Annotated in this window: 18 protein-coding genes; 9 read left to right on the top strand and 9 right to left on the bottom strand. The window is 74.9% G+C overall.

Features of this window, described 5'->3' with window-relative positions; all coding sequences use genetic code 11:
* Window positions 1-8: 8 nt before the first annotated feature.
* The 3 genes from ACZ7C5_RS30985 (at window position 9) to thpR (ending at window position 2,032) form a co-directional block, all read left to right on the top strand.
* Window positions 9-629 (top strand): SigE family RNA polymerase sigma factor, encoded by a 621-nt coding sequence (locus ACZ7C5_RS30985; protein WP_401092270.1) that lies wholly within the window; start codon window positions 9-11, stop codon window positions 627-629.
* Window positions 626-1,330 (top strand): hypothetical protein, encoded by a 705-nt coding sequence (locus ACZ7C5_RS30980; RefSeq protein WP_401092269.1) that lies wholly within the window; start codon window positions 626-628, stop codon window positions 1,328-1,330. Before ACZ7C5_RS30985 ends, ACZ7C5_RS30980 begins: the two co-directional genes overlap by 4 nt.
* An 84-nt stretch (window positions 1,331-1,414) precedes the next feature.
* A complete protein-coding gene (thpR, locus tag ACZ7C5_RS30975) occupies window positions 1,415-2,032 on the top strand; it encodes an RNA 2',3'-cyclic phosphodiesterase (protein WP_401092268.1) in 618 nt (205 codons plus the stop codon).
* 77 nt (window positions 2,033-2,109) lie between these two features.
* On the opposite strand, the gene ACZ7C5_RS30970 is transcribed toward thpR, so the two are convergent.
* The 3 genes from ACZ7C5_RS30970 to ACZ7C5_RS30960 form a co-directional block, all read right to left on the bottom strand.
* A complete protein-coding gene (locus ACZ7C5_RS30970; protein ID WP_401092267.1) occupies window positions 2,110-2,547 on the bottom strand; it encodes a hypothetical protein in 438 nt (145 codons plus the stop codon).
* A 457-nt stretch (window positions 2,548-3,004) separates the two neighbouring features.
* A complete protein-coding gene (locus tag ACZ7C5_RS30965; protein WP_470323936.1) occupies window positions 3,005-3,454 on the bottom strand; it encodes a hypothetical protein in 450 nt (149 codons plus the stop codon).
* Window positions 3,455-3,577: 123 nt separating this feature from the next.
* Window positions 3,578-6,226 carry a PKD domain-containing protein gene (locus tag ACZ7C5_RS30960; RefSeq protein WP_470323935.1) on the bottom strand — a complete coding sequence of 883 codons (2,649 nt, stop codon included), beginning with the start codon at window positions 6,224-6,226 and terminating at the stop codon, window positions 3,578-3,580.
* Between the two features lie 413 nt (window positions 6,227-6,639).
* Here ACZ7C5_RS30960 and ACZ7C5_RS30955 point away from each other — a divergent pair, with 413 nt between their 5' ends.
* On the top strand, window positions 6,640-7,395 hold the full coding sequence (locus ACZ7C5_RS30955) for a hypothetical protein (protein WP_470323934.1): 756 nt from the start codon (window positions 6,640-6,642) through the stop codon (window positions 7,393-7,395).
* Window positions 7,396-7,480: 85 nt separating this feature from the next.
* Here ACZ7C5_RS30955 and ACZ7C5_RS30950 read toward each other — a convergent pair whose 3' ends face one another.
* The 3 genes from ACZ7C5_RS30950 to ACZ7C5_RS30940 form a co-directional block, all read right to left on the bottom strand.
* A complete protein-coding gene (locus ACZ7C5_RS30950) occupies window positions 7,481-8,323 on the bottom strand; it encodes an alpha/beta fold hydrolase (RefSeq protein WP_470323933.1) in 843 nt (280 codons plus the stop codon).
* A gap of 4 nt (window positions 8,324-8,327) precedes the next feature.
* Window positions 8,328-8,969 (bottom strand): dihydrofolate reductase family protein, encoded by a 642-nt coding sequence (locus tag ACZ7C5_RS30945; protein WP_401092262.1) that lies wholly within the window; start codon window positions 8,967-8,969, stop codon window positions 8,328-8,330.
* Window positions 8,970-9,894: 925 nt separating this feature from the next.
* Window positions 9,895-11,406, bottom strand: coding sequence for a S8 family serine peptidase (locus tag ACZ7C5_RS30940; RefSeq protein ID WP_401092261.1), 1,512 nt, complete (start codon window positions 11,404-11,406; stop codon window positions 9,895-9,897).
* A 411-nt stretch (window positions 11,407-11,817) separates the two neighbouring features.
* Between ACZ7C5_RS30940 and ACZ7C5_RS30935 the strand changes: the two genes are divergently transcribed.
* Window positions 11,818-13,284: an alpha/beta hydrolase gene (locus ACZ7C5_RS30935; RefSeq protein WP_470323932.1), complete on the top strand. Its 1,467-nt coding sequence runs from the start codon at window positions 11,818-11,820 to the stop codon at window positions 13,282-13,284.
* Between the two features lie 209 nt (window positions 13,285-13,493).
* Window positions 13,494-13,880 carry a hypothetical protein gene (locus ACZ7C5_RS30930; RefSeq protein WP_401092259.1) on the top strand — a complete coding sequence of 129 codons (387 nt, stop codon included), beginning with the start codon at window positions 13,494-13,496 and terminating at the stop codon, window positions 13,878-13,880.
* 112 nt (window positions 13,881-13,992) lie between these two features.
* Here the strand turns inward: ACZ7C5_RS30930 and ACZ7C5_RS30925 are convergent, their stop codons facing one another.
* The 3 genes from ACZ7C5_RS30925 to ACZ7C5_RS30915 all read right to left on the bottom strand — a co-directional run bounded on the left by ACZ7C5_RS30925 (window position 13,993) and on the right by ACZ7C5_RS30915 (window position 17,940).
* Window positions 13,993-14,505 carry a GNAT family N-acetyltransferase gene (locus ACZ7C5_RS30925; protein WP_401092258.1) on the bottom strand — a complete coding sequence of 171 codons (513 nt, stop codon included), beginning with the start codon at window positions 14,503-14,505 and terminating at the stop codon, window positions 13,993-13,995.
* A gap of 126 nt (window positions 14,506-14,631) precedes the next feature.
* Window positions 14,632-16,479, bottom strand: a complete 1,848-nt coding sequence (locus ACZ7C5_RS30920; RefSeq protein ID WP_470323931.1) for a tetratricopeptide repeat protein — start codon at window positions 16,477-16,479, stop codon at window positions 14,632-14,634.
* A gap of 675 nt (window positions 16,480-17,154) precedes the next feature.
* The gene (locus ACZ7C5_RS30915) at window positions 17,155-17,940 is read right to left on the bottom strand and encodes an NAD(P)H-dependent oxidoreductase (protein WP_401092256.1); all 786 of its coding nucleotides are present in this window, start codon (window positions 17,938-17,940) and stop codon (window positions 17,155-17,157) included.
* 138 nt (window positions 17,941-18,078) lie between these two features.
* On the opposite strand from ACZ7C5_RS30915, the gene ACZ7C5_RS30910 reads away from it, so the two are divergent.
* From ACZ7C5_RS30910 to vph, 3 genes are all read left to right on the top strand, one after another.
* On the top strand, window positions 18,079-18,924 hold the full coding sequence (locus tag ACZ7C5_RS30910) for a helix-turn-helix transcriptional regulator (protein ID WP_401092255.1): 846 nt from the start codon (window positions 18,079-18,081) through the stop codon (window positions 18,922-18,924).
* A 141-nt stretch (window positions 18,925-19,065) separates the two neighbouring features.
* Complete coding sequence (locus ACZ7C5_RS30905; RefSeq protein ID WP_401092254.1) at window positions 19,066-19,407, top strand: DUF5713 family protein; 342 nt, start codon at window positions 19,066-19,068, stop codon at window positions 19,405-19,407.
* A 103-nt stretch (window positions 19,408-19,510) separates the two neighbouring features.
* Window positions 19,511-20,383: a viomycin phosphotransferase gene (gene vph, locus ACZ7C5_RS30900; protein ID WP_470323930.1), complete on the top strand. Its 873-nt coding sequence runs from the start codon at window positions 19,511-19,513 to the stop codon at window positions 20,381-20,383.
* Window positions 20,384-20,387 lie beyond the last annotated feature (4 nt).

The raw sequence follows: 20,387 nt of genomic DNA, 5'->3' as shown, positions 1-20,387 counted from the left end.
GGAACCGGATGACCGCGAGCGCAATGCCCATCCCGGTGGAGGACAGGCCCCGGCCTGTCCCGGCACCGGCTTCCGCGGGCGGCCCCGGCCCGCAGGAGCTCGACTTCGAGGGGTTCGCCGCCACGCGCTGGCGGCGGCTGGTGCGCACCGCCTACCTGCTCACCGGCGACCACCACGAGGCGGAGGACGTGGTGCAGGCGACCTTCGCGAAGGTCTTCAGGAACTGGCCCCGGATCAGCCGCCTGGACGAGCCGGACGCCTACGTCCACCGGGCCCTGGTGAACAACAACCTGAGCCGCCACCGGCGGCGCCGGGTCAGGCAGCTGCTCACGCCCGTCCTTCCCGACCGGGAGTCCACCGCGGGCGGCGGCCACCGCGACGTCGAGGAGCGCTCGGTGCTGCTCCAGGCACTGGCGGAGCTGCCGCGGCGCCAGCGGGCCGTGGTCGTCCTGCGCTACTGGGAGGACATGAGCGAGCGCCAGGTCGCCGACGTGCTCGGCTGCTCACCGGGCAACGTGAAGAGCCAGGCCAGCCGGGGCCTGGCGAAACTGCGCGGCCACCCGGCGCTGGCCTCGTACGCGGCGGACACCGGCTCGACGATCGACGGCACGAACGGAGGCAACAGGTGATGGACACCGAGGACATGGTGCGCGGCGCCCTGCGGGACGAGGCGGCCCGGGTCGAGGTGGCGGACTGGTCCGCCGGGCCGGTGCGGGACCACGTGCGCCGGCAGCGGCGGGGGCGCCGGGTGGCGATGGGCGCGTCGGCCGTGGTGGCCGCGCTCGCCGTGGTGGCCGGTACGGGGGCGGTGCTGTCCGCGCAGCGCGGGGACCAGGCCGTCGGCCCGGCCTCGCAGGCCCCGAAGGTGCCGGAGGGGCCGGCTCCCGAGGCCGTGGTGGTGGAGGCGGGCCGACAGCTGCCGCTGGGCCGCCAGGACTGGTGGATGCAGCTGAAGGACCAGGAGATCTGCATCCACGACCCTTCCGTGTACAAGAGCGGCCCCGGGTGCGCCGGGTACTCCTGGGCGGAGGGCGCGACCGAGATCACCATGCAGTACTACGGGAACCCCCCGCAGTACCAGGAGGCCCTGTACAACCTCGTCTACCACGGGCCCGGGCAGGTGGCCCGGATGAGCGTCGAGGTGGACGGCCAGGCCCGGTGGGTCACCGTCGCCTCGCTCCCGGGCAGCCCGGGCTACGCCACCGGCTACGCCTGGGGGCCGGGCCGCAACACCCCCGGCGACCCGAAGCCGCACCCGCTCGAAGGCATCAGGATCGCCGCGTACGACGCCCAGGGGACGGTCCTGGCGAGCAGGACGCTGCCGTCCTGAACCGGGCCGGCACCGCGGCCCGGTGCCGGGTCCCGCAGCCACCGGCGGGCGCGGGCGACCCGCCCTCGGTTAACCTCCCCCTTCGTGGACGATCACCCCGAACCCCCGACCCTGCGCGTCTTCGTCGCCCTGGCCCCGCCCGACGAGGCCAAGGACGAACTGGCCCGGGCCCTGCGCCCCGCCTACGCCAGGTACCCGCGGCTGCGGTGGAACCGGATCGAGGACTGGCACATCACCCTGGCCTTCCTCGGCGAGCAGCCGTCCACGGTGGTGCCGCCGCTGCGCTCGGCACTGGCCGGCCGCGCCGCGTCGTGGCCGGCCCCGCACCTGGGCCTGCGGGGCGGCGGCCACTTCGACCAGCGGCTGCTGTGGAGCGGGATCGACGGGGACCAGGAGCAGCTGCACCGGCTCGCCGCCGACGTCCGCGACCTGGTCAGGAGCTGCGGGATCGAGTTCAGGGAGCGGCCGCTGCACCCCCATCTGACGCTGGCGCGGTCCCGCCGTGACGACCACGTCAGCGTGCCGCTCGCCGCGGCCGGACTCACCGGGTTCACCGGCCGGCCGTGGCGGACCGAACGTCTCCACCTCGTGGGCAGCAACATCGGCCGCGGTCCCGGGCCGATCCACTACCGCGACATCGAGGCGTGGCGGCTCGGCGACGCAGTCCGGGCCCCGGGCGGCGCCGCCCTCCCCGAGCCGTAGCCGCGGGCGGGCACCGCGAGGGGCCGTGGTCCGCCGGGGCCGGTCAGGGGTGGCCGGCCCCGGCGGCCTGGGTCGGGTCAGCAGCCGTTGGTGATCTTCTTGACGCCGACGTACAGGGCGCCGCTGGTGGTGATGCTGACGGTCACCACCGACGTACCGGCGGAGTTCGACGACCAGAGCGCGGTGCCCGACTGGGTGTACAGCACGAAGTTGCCGTCCGTCTGGTACGTCGCGTGGTGGGCGGCGGAGCCGCTGGTGTTCGTCGCCCAGCACGCCCTGCGGCTGCCGCCGTCCCAGCGGTACTCGACGAGGTTGCCGTCCGACTGCAGGGTCAGCTGGAACCAGGTGTTGCCGCTGGTGTTGCTGACGACCGAGTCCCCGACGTTGAGGCTCTCCCCGCCCAGCAGCCCCACGGTGCTGTTCGCCGACGCGCTTCCCGCCACGCCGAGGACGGCCGCCGCGGCCGTGACGACGGCGACGGCCGCCTTGGCCGCCGTGCGCATGGTCCTGTTCATGATGACCCCCTCCTCCGATTCGCCCGTCGCGCGAATCGGCGGCGAGCGCGTCAAAGCTAGCCGTCAGGGCGGTTCGGAAGATGACCGCCGGCGGTGATCCGCATCACAATTGCCGATCGGATGGTGTCCCTTCGGCGCATTTTTCCGTCATGTCGCGCGGAATTGACGTGTGCGCATTCCGGAGACCCGTGTTCGGGGCGGCGGACGGCACGGTCCGATGGGGTGCGACGTGCGCGGCGGCGGCCTGCGGCCTCGGCGTGGCGGGCTGTCCGTCCGAACCGGGGAACCCGGTCGAGCCTGCCGGGACTTTCCCTTTCGGGTGGCTGCCGGGGAATTCGGGGACCTCTTCCGGGAATTCCCCGCCGGATGGCCTCGCCGAATTCCCGGGCGCTCCTGCCGGACCGGGGTCTGCGGGTGGCGCGATCGCGTCGGGCGCCCCGGCCGTGAAAGCGGATTGTCAGGCCGTGGCCCGCATACCGGATTCGCGTTCGGCGGTGTCGACCAGGTCGATCACCTGGACCCGGTGGAGCGCCAGCGCGTCGTCGGCGATCCGCCCGACGTCCACGGGGCGCGTCCGCTGCCCGAGGGGGTGGGTGAAACCGGTGACCACCCAGCGCCCCCCGAGTGGTGACGTGTCGTCGAGCAGCCACGCCCAGCGGGCGCCGTGCGTGTTGATCAGGAACTCACCGGTGACCGCCATGAGCAGGGACCGGAACCGGTGCCGGTCGTCCTCGTCCATGGCCGTCGGGTCCCAGTCCTCGGCGATCCCCCGGTCGACCAGGCCGACCGCCCAGTCGGGGTTGGTGCTCAGCCACTGCGGGTCGCCGCCCAGACTGACCACGATCCGCTCGGCGAAGTCCCGGAGCTCGGCGGCCCATTCGTCCACGTCGGGGTTCGGGTGGTCCATCGGCGGTGCCTTCCTCCTACGGTCGTTCCGGCGCCGGAGATACCGGTCCCGCCGGGCCCCGGGTCCGGCGGTCCGCACCCGGGCTCGGGTGCGGACCGCCGGTGGCCGGGAGGTGGCGCGGGGTCAGGGCTGCGGCCAGGCGTCCGTGAAGTAGCCGGACAGGTCGGCGATGATGTCGGTGCTGCCGACGTGGTTGTAGACGTCGACCCTGCCGTCCGCGCCGACCGGCGTGGTGACGTGGTTGGGCACGGTCTGGCCCGCCAGCAGGTTGAGGTTGCTGGTGCCGGGGCGCGGGGCGCCGTGGGCGTGCACGGTGAGGTAGCTGTCCTCGGTGGTGTTGGTGGACGTCACGTTGAGGACGGCCGCCCGGGCACCGGCCGGGATGCCGGCGACGACGGTGGTGCTGTCCGGGCCCGGCTTGGTGAACGGGCCGGTCCGGGTGTCGGCCAGGCGCACGGGCACGGTCGGCGTGAACCTGGCCCTGCCGTTCGGGGAGTAGTACCCGAAGACGTCGAGGATCACGTGGGTGGAACCGTTGTGGTTGTACACGTTGACGGTGCCGTCCGGGCCGACCGGGACGATGACCTGGTTGGACTTGTCCTTGCCGGGCTCCGGGTTCAGGTTGGAGCTGACCGGCTTGGTCCCGCCGCCCGGGTACACCTTCAGGTGGGTGTCGACGGCGGTGTCGGTGCTGGTCAGGTTGAGCACCACGGAGGTGGCGTCCGCCGGGACGCCGCCGACGCCCGCGACCTTCACCGCGCGCGTCTCGCCCGACCCGAGCCGGCCGCTCTCGCGGGTGTCCACCAGCCGGCTCGGCGACAGCGGGGTGAACAGGTCGCCGCCGTTGGGGCGGTAGAAGCCGACGACGTCGACGATCACCTCGGCGCGGCCGGAGTTGAGCAGGGTGCTGATCCGCTTGGCGTCGCCGATCGGCACGGTGACCAGGTTGGACGAGGTGCGGCCGGCCGCCACGTTCACGTTCGAGGTGGTCGGGCGGGCCTGGCCGGTCGGCCAGACGGTGAGGTGGGTGTCCTCGGTGGCGTCGGTGACGGTCACGTTCAGGACGACCGTGGAGACGTTGCCCGGCACGCCGTCCGCCCCGGGCGCGGTGCCGGTCGGCAGCGTGAAGGGCACCTCCAGACCGCCCCTGAGGTCCAGGTTCGGGTCCTGGCGGGTGTCGGTGAGCCGGTACGGCTGCGTGCGCAGGAACCCGGTCGGGGCGTACGCGGCCCGGAAGGGGTACGCGGCGGTGCTGGTGCGGCCGGCGGTGTCGGAGACCGTCACCGTGACCGTGTAGTCGCCCGGCGAGGCGTACCCGTGGACGACCGCGTCCAGGGTGTCGCGGGTGACGGCGGGGGACCCGTCGCCGTAGTCCACCACGACCTTGGAGACCGGCCACGGCGAGGCGGTGCCCGACGGGTCGAGCCGCACGCCCAGCGGCGGGGCGTCGGCCGTGTCGAACCGGTCGGGGACGACCGGCTGAACGGTGGCCAGGGCGGTCAGCGGCCCGGGGGCCGTGCTCTGCACCTGCACGGCGTACCTGCCGGTGAACGGCCGGCCGCCGCCGGTGTCCACGGTGACGTTCGCGGAGAAGGTGCCCGCCTTGGCGTAGGTGTGCCTGACGACCGGGGAGTCCGACGCGACCACCGGGGTGCCGTCGCCGAAGTCGTAGCGGTAGGTCATCACGGAGGTCGGCCAGTGGACCGTCTCCGGGCCGGTGGTCGCCGTCAGCGTGATCTCGGTGCCGTACGGGGCCCGCTGGTGGTCGGCCGCCAACTGGGCCGTCGATATGGGCTCCTGGCGCTCGGTCGCCCCGCGGTCGTGGTACCCGAGACCGGTGCCGAGGTTCGGCCGGGACGGGTCGTCGGCCGGGTGCGCGGCCGGCACGAAGCCCGGCGCGCCCTCGTCGGCGGAGTCGACGACCTCGCTGTTGAACGCGTTGCCGCTCTGCCAGCGGGGTACCACGTGGTCGTGCCGGCCGGCCCGGCCGTCCGTCGCGGCCGCGAGCGACTCGGGCGTCTCGTGCCGGGTGCCGGCCCAGACGTACGGCGTACCGCCGCCGGCGTTCGTCCAGTACGGCGCGACGGTGTTCGAGCCGGCCCGGGTGTCCTTCGCCGAGGGCGCGGAGACCGCGATCTCCGCGCCCGCCGGGTTCGGGCAGGCGTACGGCGCGGACGGCGAGAAGTGGTTGCGCACCACGTTGTTGAAGAGGTTCGAGCCCGAGGAGTCGCCGGCCAGCTCGATGCCGGCCGCGCAGCCGTCGGCCACCGTGTTGTTGGTGAGGGTCGTCCCGGGGGAGTCGGTGACCTTGATGCCGGAGGCCTCGGTGCGCACCACGGTGACCCGGCTGGAGCCGGTCACCGTGACCTCCCGCGCGTTCATCGACTCCACGACGACGTCGTGCACGCCGGACAGCCGCACGTCGCCGCCCACCGCGGTGCCGCCGGCGGCGGCGCCCCGGATGGTGAGGGGCCGGCCGGGCTCGCCCGACTTCGTGACCACGGTGCCGGAGCCGAACGAGGCCCGGGCCACCTCGACGGTCTGCCCCGGCAGCGCCGCCGCGGTGGCCGCGTTGACGGAGCAGAACGGCTGCGCGGCCGTCCCCGTCCCGGCGTCCGAGCACGCCGGGTCCCAGGCGTCGACCCGCAGCACCCCGGGCGCGTCGTCGGTGGAGCCGGTGGTGGCGGCGGAAGCCGTGGTGGCGGCGGGAAGGCCGCCGAGCACGGTGACGAGGCCTGCGGCGAGCACGCCCTTGGCGCGGTTGGAGCGCACGATGTGGTTCTCCGATGGGGGGACAGGACCTGACCCGGCGGGTACCGGCCAGGTCGGGTGGGTCAGCCCGCGTGGGTCGTGGGCAGGACGATTATGACGAGGGCCCCGACGGGGGCGACCACACACCCCCCACCTGCGGTGACGCACGCGCCCCCCGGGGGAGCGGGCCCTCCTTCGCCGGCCGGTTCGGCGCGGGTGGACCCGGGGCCGTTCCGGGGCCGTTCCGGGCGGCGCCGCCGGGCGCGCGGTCTTCCGGTCGGTCTTCCGGTCGGGGTGCCGATCGGCAGGGTGCGGGGCCTGGTACGAGCGCGATTCCCTGCCGATCGGCACATGTGCGTGAGGGGGTGCGGCGAGCAGGATCGGAGGCGTCAGGACGGCGGCCACCGGGGCCGCCGGAGGGAGGGAAAGTCACCGTGTTCCGCACTCGTACTCGTAACCGTGCCACTGTTCGTGCCACCCGTGCCACCCGCGTCGGCCGCGTCGGCCGCGTCGGCCGTGCCGGCCGTGCCGGCCGTGCCGTCAGGGCCTCCGTCGCCGGCGGGCTGGTCCTGGCGGCGCTCACGGGCGTCGCCCCGGCCTCCGCCTCCGCCACCGGCACTGTCACCGCGTCCGCGTCCGCCGACGCCGCCGTGTCCGGCCGGCGGGACGGACGACCCGCGCGTCCGGCGAGCGTCAGCGGCAGCGCCCGGATCTCGTACGCCTTCTCCCCGGACGACGAGATCCGGTTCACCGTCGACGCCCAGGCGGCTCCGTACACCCGCCCCTACCCGGGCACCGGCGCGGCCGGCGGACTGCCCACCGACGCCCGGGGCACGGTCCGTTACTCCCACCGGGTGGCCGCCACCGGGCAGGTCTACCAGGCGGTGGCCGAGGTCGACTGCCTGAGCACCGGAGGCCCGGTCGCCACGCTGACCGCCGTGGTCTCCACGTCGGACACCGGCAACGCCGGGGAGCGGATCGGCCTGAGCATCCACCAGGGCAGCGGCGGTGAGGGCGGTCGCCTCGGGTTCTCCTGGGGCGTGGCCAACCTGGACGTGGGGGCGGACGGGAGGCCCTACCAGCCGGTGGTGGGCACCTGCATGGCCCCGGCCCCGTTCGCTCCGGTCATACGCGGCGGCTTCACCGTCCACCACACCGAGTTGCAGCCCCCGCTGCCGGCCGGCCGGTAGCGGGGCCCGGTACTCGTGCCTCCGACGCGGTGCTGCCGGTGCCGTGCACCCCTCCTCCGGTTCCCGTGCGCCATCCCACCGTCCGCTACCCGAGCGCGAGCATCGCCCCGACGACCTCGCCGGCCGCCGCGTCGGGGATCGCCGTGGCGGCCTCGTCGAGGACGAGCAGCCGTGCCCCGGGGATCTCGCGTGCGAGCGCCTCGCCGTTGCCGACCGGGAAGAACGGGTCGCGGCGGCCGTGGACGACGAGCGTGGGGACCGTGATCCCGGGCAGGCGCTCGCGCCAGCGGGGGGTGCAGTCGAGCCTGGAGAACACCAGGCCCAGTTGGTTGGCCAGCTGGAGCGGTGGCGCGGTGCCGGGGGTGCGGTCCCAGACGCGCGCGGCGGTCGTGCGCGCGGCGACGGGGTCGTCGCCGCGGATCTCCGCGCCGGCGGCGGCGAACTCCGCCACCGCCTCGCGGTCGGTCCAGTCGGGCACCGGACGGGCGAACAGCCGGCTCATCGTCGCCCGGTCGTGGTCGGGGAGGTCGTCGTCGGGCGGGCCGGGGGCGACCGGGCGGGTGCCGGCCAGGGTGAGCGCCGAGAACGCGCCCGGACGGTCGAGCACGGCCACCTGGGCGACCATCCCGCCGACGCCGATCCCCGCGAGGTGCGCGGGCCCCCCGCCGAGCGCGTCGGCCAGGGCCGCCGCGTCGGCGGCGAGGTCGCGCAGGGTGTAGGCGGGCGCCTCGGGATCCGCCGTCGCCGACTCCCCGCTGTCGCGCAGGTCGTAACGCACCGCGCGGCGCCCGCCGGCGGCCAGGCGCGCGCAGAGCGCGTCGGGCCAGGAGAGCATCGTCGGCCCGCCCGCGAGCAGGACCAGCGGTGCGCCGTGGTCACCGAACGACTCGACGCCCAAGGCGATCCCGTCGGCGTTGACGGTGCTCACCGGATCACCGGGAGCCGTCGTGCCCGAGACCGCGGTCGGGCGCGCCCATGTCGCCCGTCCCCGGCGTGCCGTCGGCGAGCCCGTAGCGCAGGTACACGGTGCCCTGCGGACCGGCCACCGGCGGTTCGAGCAGCGTGAGGTTGGTGGGCACCGCGCCGTCGTCGAACACCTTCTTCCCGACGCCGAGCATGATCGGGTGCACCCACAGGTCGATACGGTCGAAGAGCTTCTCCCGCAGGAGGGTCTGCACCAGGTTCAGGCTCCCGACGACCTTCACGTTCCGGTGCCGGTCACGGATCTCGCGCACCGCGACGGCCAGGTCCGGCCCGAGCCGCGTGGATCCGGCCCACGGCAGGTCGGGCGTGCCGCGGGAGACCACGTACTTCGGGACGCGGTTGAAGAGCTCGGCGATCTCGCCGTCCTTCTGGTGCGGCCAGTAGGAGGCGAAGAGGTCGTACGTCCGCCGGCCGAGCAGGAGGGCGTCGGTGCCCTCGTACGCGGCGAGGATCTGCGCCCCGGTGTCCTCGTTCATCAGGGGCGCCTGCCAGCCGCCGAACGGGAACCCCACCGGGTCCTCGTCGGGGCCGCCGGGCGCCTGCCCGACGAGGTCGAGGGTCGCGAACAGTTCGATGTGGATGAGGCCCATGTCTGCACTCCCGGTGAGTTTGGTCGTCCCCGTCGAGATGTAGACCGCCCGCGGTCCGAAAACTCATCGCCGCGCCGGTGACGGGTTCCGGTACCCGCGTCGTGGCGGCACGTCCGAAGGCCGCGGAGGACGCCTGCGCGGCGGCCACCCATGCGGCGGCGGGCACGCCGCTGCCCCACCCGGGCCCGAGGAGGGCGGCCCTGACGAGGAAACAGGTCGATCACGGGGCAGGCGATGTGTCAGGATGCCCGGTCTCTTCGTTCGACCGGGGGTTCTCCTGATCATGCGCCGCTCCGCTGTTCTCGCCGTCGCCGCCGCGGTCTCCCTCGTCGGTCTGGTGGGCTGCACCGACGACGCGGCGCCGTCCGCGTCCGGCAGGTCCAGGCCGCACTGACCTGCCCGCACACCCTCGTCACCCTGACCGAGGCCGAAGGCGCGGGCGAGCACTGCCACATGGGCGCCATGTCCCGCTTCCACCAGACGGTCTTCGACTGGCTGGACACCACCCTGGCCCCGGCGGCCACGCCCGCCGGCTGACGGGTCAACCCGCCGCCCTCCTCCCGGCGCGGCGGGGAACCCCGCCGCGCCGCCTCGGGCCCGCTGCCGCCGCCCGGGACACTCGACGCGCTGACCCGGGCCACCCGCGGGGACGGCGACACCGGCCCGGCCGCGGGACTGTTCGCGACGGCGCTGACGGAGGCGTTCGGGGACCGCCTCGGCTGGCCCCGGGAGTGGCGGGCCCTGCCGCGCGAACTGCGCGGCCACCCTCGGCGGACGTCCGCGAGCGAGCCCTTGCGGCGGTCACCCGCCGGGAGTGACGAAGAGCGCGGGTGCCCCCGGCCGCACGGCCGGGGGCACCCGCGCTCAGGCACGGAACAGGCGCGGAACAGCGGGGCGCGCGGCAGCGGGGCCCGTGCGGCGTCGACTACCCGACCGCGCGCAGGGCGTTGACGATGCCGAAGCCGTAGAAGCCGTTGACGCGCTTGCCGCCCGCACAGACGGCGTCCCCGCTGCCGTTCGGACCGGCCGGGCACCCCGGGTTGTCCGCCTGGGCCTTGAGCAGCGCCAGCAACTGGGCCGGGGTCGCGTGCGGGTGGGCGGACTTCAGCAGCGCGGCCACGCCGGCGACGTGGGGCGTGGCCATGGACGTGCCCTGCTCGTAGCCGTACTGGTTGCCCGGCAGCGTCGACAGGACGCCGCCCGAGCCGGACGGCGTGTCCGAGGCCTGGTACTGGTCGCCGCCCGGCGCCGCGACGTCGATCACGCCCAGGCCGTAGTTGGAGTAGTACGCCCTGGTGTTCCTGGCGCTGGTCGCGCTGACCGTGACGACGCCCGGCAGCTGTGCGGGCAGCTGCCGGCACCGGTGCGGGTCGACCGTCCGGTCCACCCGGGTGGAGTCGTTGGGGCTGGAAGCGTCGGTGAAGGCCCCGGAGGCCAGGTCGTGGTTGGCGTTGCCGGCCCCGGCGACGTTGAGGGTGCCCTTGCGCTGGGCGTAGAGCTGGGCGCGGTCGACCGCGTCGACGATGGCCTTCTGGTCGGGGTCGTCCAGGCAGTTGTACTGCCACGGGTCCACGTAGTAGCTGTTGTTGGTGATCTGCACGCCGTGGTCGGCGGCGAAAACGAAGGCGCAGACGACGCTCTCGGCGTAGATCAGCTGGCGCGGGGTGGGCTGGGAGACCGTGATGCCGGAGACCCTCACCCCGGGTGCCACGCCCGCGACGCCGATGCCGTTGCGGGCCGCGGCTATCGTGCCCGCCACGTGGGTGCCGTGGAAGTAGTCCGGGCCCACCGGCCGCCAGGAGCCGTACGTGGTGTCGGCCTTGCCGCTGGCGCAGTTAGCGGACTGCGAGGGGGAGAAGTTCGCGGCGAGGTCCGGGTGGGTGTCGTCGACGCCGGTGTCGATCACGGCGACCGTGACCTCCCCGCTGCCGGGGTTGATCTTCGCGGCCTCGTCCGCGCCGATCGCCCGCAGGTCCCACTGCTCGGCTTCGAGGGGTTCGGTGCCGTCGCCGGACGCCTTCCCGATGCCCGCGGCCCCGGCCTCGGAGAGGTGCCGCACCGGGCCCTGGTCGGTCGTCCCCGCCGCGCTCAGCGGCGCGGTCCTGGTGGCGCCCGCCGACTGCACTCCGCGCACCGCGCGCAGCCGCCTGCCGAAGTCGGGGTTCGCCGAGTGGGCGACGATGACGCCGATGTCGGCGTAGCTGACGACGACGGTGCCGCCGGCCGCGGCGATGGCCCGCTGGACCTCCGCGATCGTGTGACGATCCGTCCTGGTGTTGACGACGTACGACAGGGAGTGCGCGTCCTCGGCCTGCGCGGCGGACCGGGCCCGGGGCGCTGCCGAGGCCGAGGCGGGGAGGAAGCCGAGCGAGGCGGTCAGTGACAGCACGACCGGTACGGTCAGGCCGAGCCGGAGTACGGAACGTCGTCGAGCCATGTGGTCTCCACATCATCCGGGTGCGGGACCCGCCAGGGGCCGGAGCGCCGGCTGTGCGCCGACCCGCCCGACCCCACGCGACCCCCTGGGAACGTTCCTCAGCCTTGCCCGCCGACGACTGCCGCGACTATCCGGAAAGTGACCCGCACCGGCGCACCGAAACGGCTTGCCGTCCGGCGGCCCGCCGTCCCCACTCCGCCGGGCGGCCGCACCCGGACAACGGAAGGAGGCCGGCCGGCCGTTCACCCGAACCGGCGGTCGACGGGAAATGGGACCGCGGCAGGACGTCAGCGCGTCGCCGTACGCCGCACGTCGGATCTTGAGCCCATCCCCGCGCCGTACGGGGCGCGGGTGCGGCGGAACGGAGACTGGAGGCATTCCGAGGCACTGATTCCGTACAGGGGTACTGACATGGTGGGACGAGACGGGCGAACGATCTCCGTGCTGACGGTGGGAGCGGTGACGGCCGCGCTGGCGGCGCTCACCCCCGCGACGGCGTTCGCGGCGGGCGATCCGCTCCAGCGGTACGCGCAGCAGGAACTCCGGTGGGAGCGCTGCGACGCGGGTCGCCCGGCGGCCTTCGAGTGCGCGAAGGTCAGGGTGCCGCTGGACTACCGCGACCCTACGGGCCGGACGATCGACATCGCGGTATCACGGGTCAAGGCGGGCAGCGCGAAGCAGCGGCACGGCGCGCTGCTGATCAACCCCGGGGGCCCGGGCGGCCCGGGGCTGACCATGCCCGTGGAGATGGAGCCGCTGCTGCCGGCCGAGGTGCGCGAGCGCTTCGACCTGATCGGGTTCGACCCGCGCGGCGTCGGGCAGAGCTCGCCGGTCGGCTGCGACCTGACGGACGACGAGCGGAGCTTCCAACACCCTTACTCGGCAGGGACGTTCGCCCAGGACGTGAACCGGGCCCGGACGGTGGCCGACAAATGCTGGGCCAAGGCGGGGGACGTGCTCCCGCACATCACCACCCGCAACACGGCGCGCGACATGGACGTCGTCCGGGCGGCGCTGGGCGAGCGGCGGATCTCCTACTTCGGGCACTCGTACGGCACCTACCTCGGGGCCGTCTACACGCAGATGTTCCCCCAGCGCTCGGACCGGTTCGTGCTCGACAGCGCGGTCGATCCCGCGCTCGTGTGGCGGGGGATGCTCCGGGAAGGGGCGGCGGGGGCCGAACCCGCCTTCGCCCGGTGGACCGAGTGGGCCGCCGCGCGCCACGCCACGTACGGGCTGGGCGCCACCGCGGCGGAGGTCCGGACGACGTACTGGGACCTGGTCGCCCACGCCGACCGCACGCCCGTGCCGACCGAGGACGGCACGCTCGACGGCGACGCCATCCGCTCCGGGTACGCCGCGTTCGTCCACGTCGAGGCCGTCACCCCCTGGATCGTCGCGCTGAAGACCGCGGCCGAGGGCGGCCCGGCCGCGCCCGCCGTGCCGGAGGTCGTGCCGCCGGACAACACGGTGTCCGCCGTGTGGGCCGTCTGGTGCGGCGACACCCGCGACTGGCCGCGCGACCCCGAGCAGTACCGCCGGGACGCGATCCGCGACCGGGCCAGGTACCCGCTGGCCGGCGACCTGGGGGCCAACATCCTGCCGTGCGCCTTCTGGAAGTCGGCGCCCACCGAGCCGGCCACCGTGGTGAACAACGACGTCAACGCGCTGATCGTGCAGAACCGGTGGGACCCGCGGACGACGCTCGCCATGGGCCAGGGCATGCGGCGGGCACTGCACGGCGCCCGGATGGTCACGGTGGCCGGCGGCGAGGGCCACGGCGTGGTGGTGGCCGGCCCGTCCTGCGCGGACGGCAGCGTCACGCGCTACCTGACCACGGGCCGGCTGCCCGCGAAGGACCTGACCTGCGGCGGCTGACGCGCACGGCTCGCACGGCTCGCACGGCTCTCCGAGCCGAGGGGCGGGGCTCCTTCCTCAGGGCGTCGACGCGGCCCGTTCCGCCGCCGTGGCCTCGATGTCCGTATCGACCACCGCGGACGGCGGGTGTGGGGGATGATGGGCGGGGGCCTGGTGCGCGGGGGTGTGCTGGGGCGTGGGGTACGGGCAGGGGGCGTTGCGTGGAGATCATGGCCGGTACGGGGCTTGCGGGCGGGGCGTGGCCGGAGTTGATGCCGGGCCGGTGCCCGGTGCTGGTGGTGCCCGCCGCGGCGGGACGCCCGGTGGTGCCGGGGGAGGGGTGGGCCCGTGACGCGGGCGTCCTGGAGGAGGAACCGGCGCCGGGCTGGTCGGCCGTCGCGGCCCGGCCGGGTCTGACGGTGTGCCGGCCGGACGGCGGGGTCTGGTTCGACGGGGAGGTCGGGGCCGGGCGCGAGTGGTGGCGGGCGGTGCGCGCGTACGGGGTGCTGCTGGTGGTGACGGGCCCGTTCACCGGTGTCTTCGACTTCCGGTCCGTGGCCGCGGCCGGGCAGTTGGCGCTGCTGGCGGTCCGGGCGCGCTCCACCGCGGGAGACTGACCGCCTGGGCCCTCGGCCGACTCCGCCTCTGACCGCCTCCGCCCCTGGCCGCGCCGGCGCCGAGCCCGGGGCCCGGCCCCCTTGCGGCGGAACCCGGTGAACCCGCCCCGCCCTACGGGTACTTGACCAGTCGCGCCTCGGTGATCGTCGTCCCGTCCTCTTCCTCGTCGAGCCGGGTGGTGCCGTCCGGTACGAACCCGGCCCGTTCGTAGAAGCGGATGGCGGAGGTGTTGGGCGCGTAGGCGTACACGCACAGCGGCCGGCGGGCCCGCGCCTCGAGGTCGGCCACGGCATGGCCGAACAGGCGCGCGCCCAGACCCGTGCCGACGAGGCCCGGCTCGATGTACAGGCCGTAGACCTCCGCCGCGTCGCCGCCGAGGTCCGGGTCCCCGTCGGCGGGCCCGGTACGGCAGAAGCCGGCCACGGCACCGTCCGCTTCCGCGACCCACAGCCGGTGCCGGTCCGGGAGGTCGGCCAGGTATTCGGCCCAGTCCGCGGACTCCTCGACCGGGTCCAGCCCGTCGAGGTACGCGGCGCCCAGGAATCCCGCGTACGCCGCCCGCCACGACCTGACCTTCAGATCGCCGAGCGCCGACGCGTCCTCCACCACTGCGGAACGGATCATGCCGGGAGTGTAGGAGCGGATCCGTCCGTTGTCGCACGGTTTTCCGCCGAGCCCCGGCCCGGCTGCCGTCCCCGAGGGCCGCTCGGAAGCGGCGCGGCCCCGCCGGGGCGGCGGCGAGCCCGGGCGCTACCTCGGCGCCACCGGTGGGGGCGGGGTGCAGGAGGCCCGTTCCCGGAGCAGCTCGGCGCGCAGTTCGGGGTCGGGGCCCGGGTCGGCGGCGAGGGCACGGGTGAAGTCCTCGGCGGCGGCGGCCGGGTCGCCCAGCCGGCGATGGGCGAGCCCCCGGTTGAAGAGGGCGACGGGATCCGGGTCCAGGGCGATGGCACGGTCCAGGTCGGCGACGGCGCCGGGGACGTCGTCGCGTTCGAAGCGGACCGCCGCGCGGTTGGCCCAGGCGGTCGGCAGGTCGGGGGCGCCCTCGACGGCCCGGGTGAGCAGGGCCTCGGCCTCGGCGAGCCGGCCGCGTTCGGACTCGACCAGACCGAGCACGCAGAGCAGGTGAGGCTGGCCGGGGGACAGGTCCAGGCCCGCGTGCGCGTCGCGCTCGGCGAGGTCGGGCTCACCGCCCTCCAGGTACAGGCCGGCCCGGTTGACCAGTGCGTCGAGGTGGTCGGGGGCGATCCGCAGGGCCCGGTCGAGGTCGGCCAGCGCCGCCTGCGGCCGGCCCAGGTCGGTGTGGGTCTCGGCGCGGTTGTAGTACGCCTCGGGCAGGTGCGGGCCGAGGCGGATCGCGGTGCCGTAGTCGGCGATCGCGGCGTCCGGCCGTCCGGTGGCCCGGTGGAGGGCGGCCCGGTCGACGTAGTACTCCGCGTTCTGCGGGTCCTGCGCGATCACCGTGTCGAGGTCGGCGAGCGCGCGGTCCGGATCGCCCAGCGCGAGGCGCAGCTGCGCCCGGTTGTGCAGCAGCCGGGCGCGGTCCTGGGGGCGTTCGCCGGGTGCCAGGGTCTCGCTGAGCGTCGCGATGCCGTCCTCGACCGTCCGCAGCGCCGCCTTGTGGTCGCCGGCACGGCTGTCCAGCAGGGCCAGGCCCTGGCGGTGGAAGACGGTGGTGACGGTGCGCTCGCGCGGGTCGTCGAGCTGCCCGGCGAGTGCGAGGGCGCGCTCCAGCCAGGTGCGGGCGGCGGCGAGGTCCCGGGCGGGCTCCGGCAGGTGGCGGGCGTGGAGCATCGCGGTGGAGTACGCCGCGGACAGCCGGATCCTCGGCTCGTCGGTGACCTGCCGGGCGTGGTCGTAGAGCGCGAGCGCCTCGGCCGGGCGGTCCAGGGCGGTCAGCGCGGTGGCCAGCATGGTGGTGAAGGCCCACCAGTTCCGGGTGTCCCCCGCCGGGTCGACCAGCGGCAGGCCGCGCCCGGCGAGCCGGACGGCGTGCTCGTAGAAGCCGCTGTGCAGGGCCAGAGCCAGCGCGGTGCGCAGCGCGTCGACGCCGTCGGTGGCGGGGCGGGTGCCGCGTTCGCGGTGGTAGGGGATCGCGCCCAGCTGCCAGGACCACTCGCCGGTCGCGGCCAGTTCGTCGGCGCGCTCGTCGTGCCAGGCGGGGCCGTGGACCTCGGCGGCGTCCTCGGCGGCCATATCGGTGGCCTCCCCGGCGGCCGGCCCGGGCGGGACGGCCGCGGCGAGGGGGTGGGCGTACTCGGCGACGGTCGCCGCGAGCGCGACGGGCAGCGAGGCGCCGCCGACGTACAGCCTCAGCCGGGACGGGTCGAGGCGTCGCAGCAGGACGTCGACGAGTTCTACGGTGGTGGCGTCCGCCTCGTCCACCCGGTCGAACACGACGGCGGCCGGCGCCCGTCGCTCCGCCGCCCAGGCCGCGACGAACTCGCCTATCCCGTAGGCGAGATGGCGGGTGCGCCGGGCCGGGTGGAACCTGATCCGGACGTCCGCGGCGTCCAGGGCCGCGACCGCCTCGGTGGCCCACGGCATCGCGGGCCCCAAGTCCCTCACCGCGCAGAGGAGTTCGACCTGGTGCCGGGCCACCAGCGGGGAGTGCCCCTGGTCGAGGACGAGGCCGCGGACGAACTCGCCGACCCCGCCGTACGGTCCGCGCTGCCAGACCCGGCAGTCGAAGGAACCCAGGAGCCCTTCGGCTCCGGCGGCTGCCGCGTGCCGGTCCCGGGGCAGTGGCGCCTCCAGTCAGACGTGCCGCATGCTCGACTCCTCCTCCTCGTGCCGACGGGCCCGCCGCGGGCCGCCGTTCCGGGACTTCGGCTGCCCGGTGGCGCGCCGGGGCCCTCCGAGCCCCGGCGCGCCACCGGTGTCAGTGGTGCGCCGGGACTACCAGCACCACTCGAACCAGAGGCGGCGGGAATTGCCGGTCAGCGCGACGGTGCCGGACTTACGGGTCGTCATCTTCCGCATGTCTGTCTCCTTCGGTGTGGGGGGCGGTCGCCGGTGATCGTGGCGACCACCGCAATGGTGGGGATAATTCGTATGAACTGTCAAGGAATTGATGACTCCGCTAACCGGCGGGCACCGGATGCCGGGGCGCGCTCGCGACGGCCGCCGCCGTCGAGGCGCAGGCCGGCGCGGCCGAGGTCGAGGACTGCCCCGCGGGCGGTGCGGCCCGCCGGCCCGGGCCCGCGATCGATCCGCGAACGCCCGCACGGGGCACGTGAAGTGGCCCGCCGCCCACCGCCGGGCCGGCCGAGAGCCTCACCGGCCGCCGCGTACGTGCAGCCCGAACCCCGTGCGGCCCGCGGGCTCCAGGCCCTCCCTGAGGTGCAGCGAGGGGATCTCGTAGTCCCCGAAGTTCTGCCGCCGGAACGCGATCGGCTCGGTCGTCTCCAGGGTGAGCAGGCGCTGCTCCCAGGCCCTGGCCACGTCCGGGTAGTCCTCGGCGGTCATCCGGTCGGCGCCGTACAGCACGAACGGCGGGAGCACGTCGAGGCCCGGGTAGTAGAGGATGCCGTGCTGGAACGGGAACAGCAGGTCCTCGATGGGGCCGTTGATCCCGCGAGCGCCGTAGTGCGACTCCGGGCCGCCGGCGGTCACCGACAGCAGTGCCCTGCGGCCCGCGAGGGTGCCCTCGCCGAAGCGCTCGCCGTACTTGGTGTCACTGTGCTCGCCGACGCCGTACGCGAAGCGGTAGGTGAACACCCGGTCCACCCAGCCCTTGAGGATCGCGGGCATCGTGTACCACCACAGCGGGAACTGGAAGACGACCGTGTCGGCCCACAGCAGCTTCTCCTGCTCGGCGAGGACGTCCGGGGAGAGCGTCCCGGCCTCGAAGGCCCGGCCCGAGTCCCGCGCGACCCTCAGCGGACTCGACGCCTCGGGGCCGTAGTCCGCGGCGTCCACGACCGCCTTCCAGTTCATCGCGTACAGATCGCTCACCCGTACCTCGTGCCCGGCGTTCTCCAGGGTGGACACCGCGAGGTCCTTCAGCGAGCTGTTGAGCGACGTCGGCTCCGGGTGGGCGTGGACGATCAGCGTCTTCACGGGAACTCCTTCGGATCGGATGCCTCGATCCTGGACGCCCGGGCGCCCGGCGTTCAGGGCCGCCGCTTCCGTCGGACGGGACTTCCTGGTACCGGCAGGGCCACCCTCACGGGCACCGCCGCAGCCATACTGGTGGGCATGGACGATCTCGCGGGCTTCCTGCGGACCCGGCGTTCCCGGGTCGATCCGGCCGCCGTCGGCATCCCCACCGACAGCCGCCGCCGGGTCGCGGGGCTGCGACGCGAAGAGGTCGCGCACCTGTCCGGGGTCAGCGTCGACTACTACGTGCGCCTGGAGCAGGGCCGCGCGACCCAGCCCTCCGAGCAGGTCCTCGACGCGCTCGCCCGCGTCCTCGACCTGGACGCGACCGAACGCGGACACCTCCACCGCCTCGCCCGGCAGCGGCGCCGCGCGAAGACGCCGGGCGGCCGGGTCCGGCCGGAACTGCTGCGCGTCCTCGACCTGGTCGCCGACGCACCGGCGCTGATCATGAACCACCGCCTGGACGTCCTCGCCGGGAACCGCCTCGCCGGGCTCCTCCTCGGCCGCCCGATGCCGGGCCCGAACATCGCCCGGCACCTCTTCCTGGAGGAGGCCGAGCGCGGCCTGTACGCGGACTGGGACAACTGCACCCTGGACGTGGTCGGGCACCTGCGCCTGGCCGCGGGCAAGTTCCCCGACGACCCCCATCTGGCCTCGCTCATCGGCGAGTTGGCGATGGGCAGCGAACGCTTCCGCCGCCTCTGGGCCCGCGCGGACGTGCGCGCCCGCACCCACGGGCGCAAGGTGTACCGGCACCCCCTGATCGGACTGCTGGAACTGCACCAGGAGAACTTCTCGCTGCCGGACGAGTCGGGCATCGAGCTGCTGGTGCTGTCCGCGCCCCCCGGCAGCCCCGCCGAGGACGGACTGCGCCTGCTCGCGGGCCTGGGCGCGGACACCGGCGACGCCCGCCCGCCGGTGGCCGCCCGCACCCGCGAGTAGTCCGGCGACGCCCCTCCGCCGGCCGTCGCGGCCCCGGCCGTCCGCACGAGGTGCCAGGTGCCGGGTGCCGCCGATGTCGGTGCCGTCGTTCATGATCGGCGCATCGGTTCTTCCACGGACACGGACACGGAGACGGGCACCATGACGATCACGAACCAGCGGGTGGCGGAGCAGGCGTTCCTGAAGGGGATGTACAGGGACCCGTACTTCCCCGACCACGTCGTCGACAAGGGCAAGGCGGTCCTGCTGCGGCTGTGCGAGCGGATCGAGGCCGAACGGCCGGCGGACCTGGCGGCCCTGTACGTGCTCTCCCACGCCGCGACGGAGGAGTTCAACCTCCTGGAGGCGGAGTTCGAGGAGGCCGGCAGCGAGATCGAGACGACGGCGCGCGAGGAGATCGCCGAGGCCTTCTGGCTCGTCGCGACGGCCTACGGGTTCACGGACGCGGACGTGGAGGCGCTGATCCAACCCCGGGAGTGGTGACCGGCGGACGGGCCGGCGGACGTCGGGCCGGGAACGGGCCGGGGACCGCCGCCCGGATTCACCGTTGCGCCCCGTCCGCCGGGGGAGGAGAGTTCCACGTGCCATGGAGATCCTCGACACGCACCGGCCCCTGCTCGCCCGGCTGTTGCCCGGCGACGGGCCGGACGGCCTGACCGTCCACCAGGGGCAGTTCCACCACGTGGTCATCGGCGCGGAGCGCGTCGTCTGCCTCGCCCGCACCGGCGCCGCGGCCCGGCGCCTGCCCGACCGGGCGGCGCGCCTGCGCACCCTCGCCGGGCTCGGCCTCGGCGTCCGCATCCCCGAGCCGCTGGAGGAGGGTGCCGCCGAAGGCCCCGACGCGCCGGCGTACCTGGTGCTCACCCGCGTTCCCGGCGCGCCCCTGGCACAGGACGTGCTCGAACGCCCCGAGGCGGCCGAGGCGGTCGCCGCCCAGTACGCCGCCCTGCTGTCGCGGCTGGCCGCGGCCGGCGGCGACGCCAGGGCGCGCACGGCCCTTCCGCACGCCCCCGCAGGGGAGTGGCGGGAGTTCGCCGACGCCGTACGGGCGGAGCTCCTCCCGCTCATGCACGAGGCCGGCCGGGTACGGGCCGAACGCGAACTCGCCGCCCTCGACGGCCTTCCCCACCGCACCCCCGCCGTGGTCCACGGCGACCTCGGCCCGGAGAACGTCCTGTGGGAGACCGTCGACGGCCTGCCGCGGCTCGGCGGCGTCGTCGACTGGGACGCCGCCGCCCTCGGCGACCAGGCCGAGGACCTCGCCGCGATCGGCGCCGGCCACGGTGGTCACCTGCTCGCCCGGGTGCTTGACCTCGCCCTCGGCCGCGGGACGCCGGACGGCGACCTGACCGCCCGGATCGCCGCGATCCGCGGCACCTTCGCCCTCCAACAGGCCCTCCACGTTCGGCGCGACGGCGACGACGGGCAACTGGCCGACGGACTGGCCGGCTACCGCTGAGACA

This window comes from Kitasatospora sp. NPDC036993 (assembly GCF_055607525.1).
This window is presented reverse-complemented; position numbering and strand designations above follow the sequence as displayed.

Excerpts from the sequence above, each read along its gene's own strand:
- ACZ7C5_RS30985 (WP_401092270.1), top strand. The coding sequence starts at position 9 with ATGACCGCGAGCGCAATGCCCATCCCGGTGGAGGACAGGCCCCGGCCT.
- ACZ7C5_RS30970 (WP_401092267.1), bottom strand. The coding sequence starts at position 2,547 with ATGAACAGGACCATGCGCACGGCGGCCAAGGCGGCCGTCGCCGTCGTC.
- ACZ7C5_RS30965 (WP_470323936.1), bottom strand. The coding sequence starts at position 3,454 with ATGGACCACCCGAACCCCGACGTGGACGAATGGGCCGCCGAGCTCCGG.
- ACZ7C5_RS30945 (WP_401092262.1), bottom strand. The coding sequence starts at position 8,969 with ATGGGCCTCATCCACATCGAACTGTTCGCGACCCTCGACCTCGTCGGG.
- ACZ7C5_RS30940 (WP_401092261.1), bottom strand. The coding sequence starts at position 11,406 with ATGGCTCGACGACGTTCCGTACTCCGGCTCGGCCTGACCGTACCGGTC.
- ACZ7C5_RS30935 (WP_470323932.1), top strand. The coding sequence starts at position 11,818 with ATGGTGGGACGAGACGGGCGAACGATCTCCGTGCTGACGGTGGGAGCG.
- ACZ7C5_RS30930 (WP_401092259.1), top strand. The coding sequence starts at position 13,494 with ATGGCCGGTACGGGGCTTGCGGGCGGGGCGTGGCCGGAGTTGATGCCG.
- ACZ7C5_RS30925 (WP_401092258.1), bottom strand. The coding sequence starts at position 14,505 with ATGATCCGTTCCGCAGTGGTGGAGGACGCGTCGGCGCTCGGCGATCTG.
- ACZ7C5_RS30910 (WP_401092255.1), top strand. The coding sequence starts at position 18,079 with ATGGACGATCTCGCGGGCTTCCTGCGGACCCGGCGTTCCCGGGTCGAT.
- ACZ7C5_RS30905 (WP_401092254.1), top strand. The coding sequence starts at position 19,066 with ATGACGATCACGAACCAGCGGGTGGCGGAGCAGGCGTTCCTGAAGGGG.
- vph (WP_470323930.1), top strand. The coding sequence starts at position 19,511 with ATGGAGATCCTCGACACGCACCGGCCCCTGCTCGCCCGGCTGTTGCCC.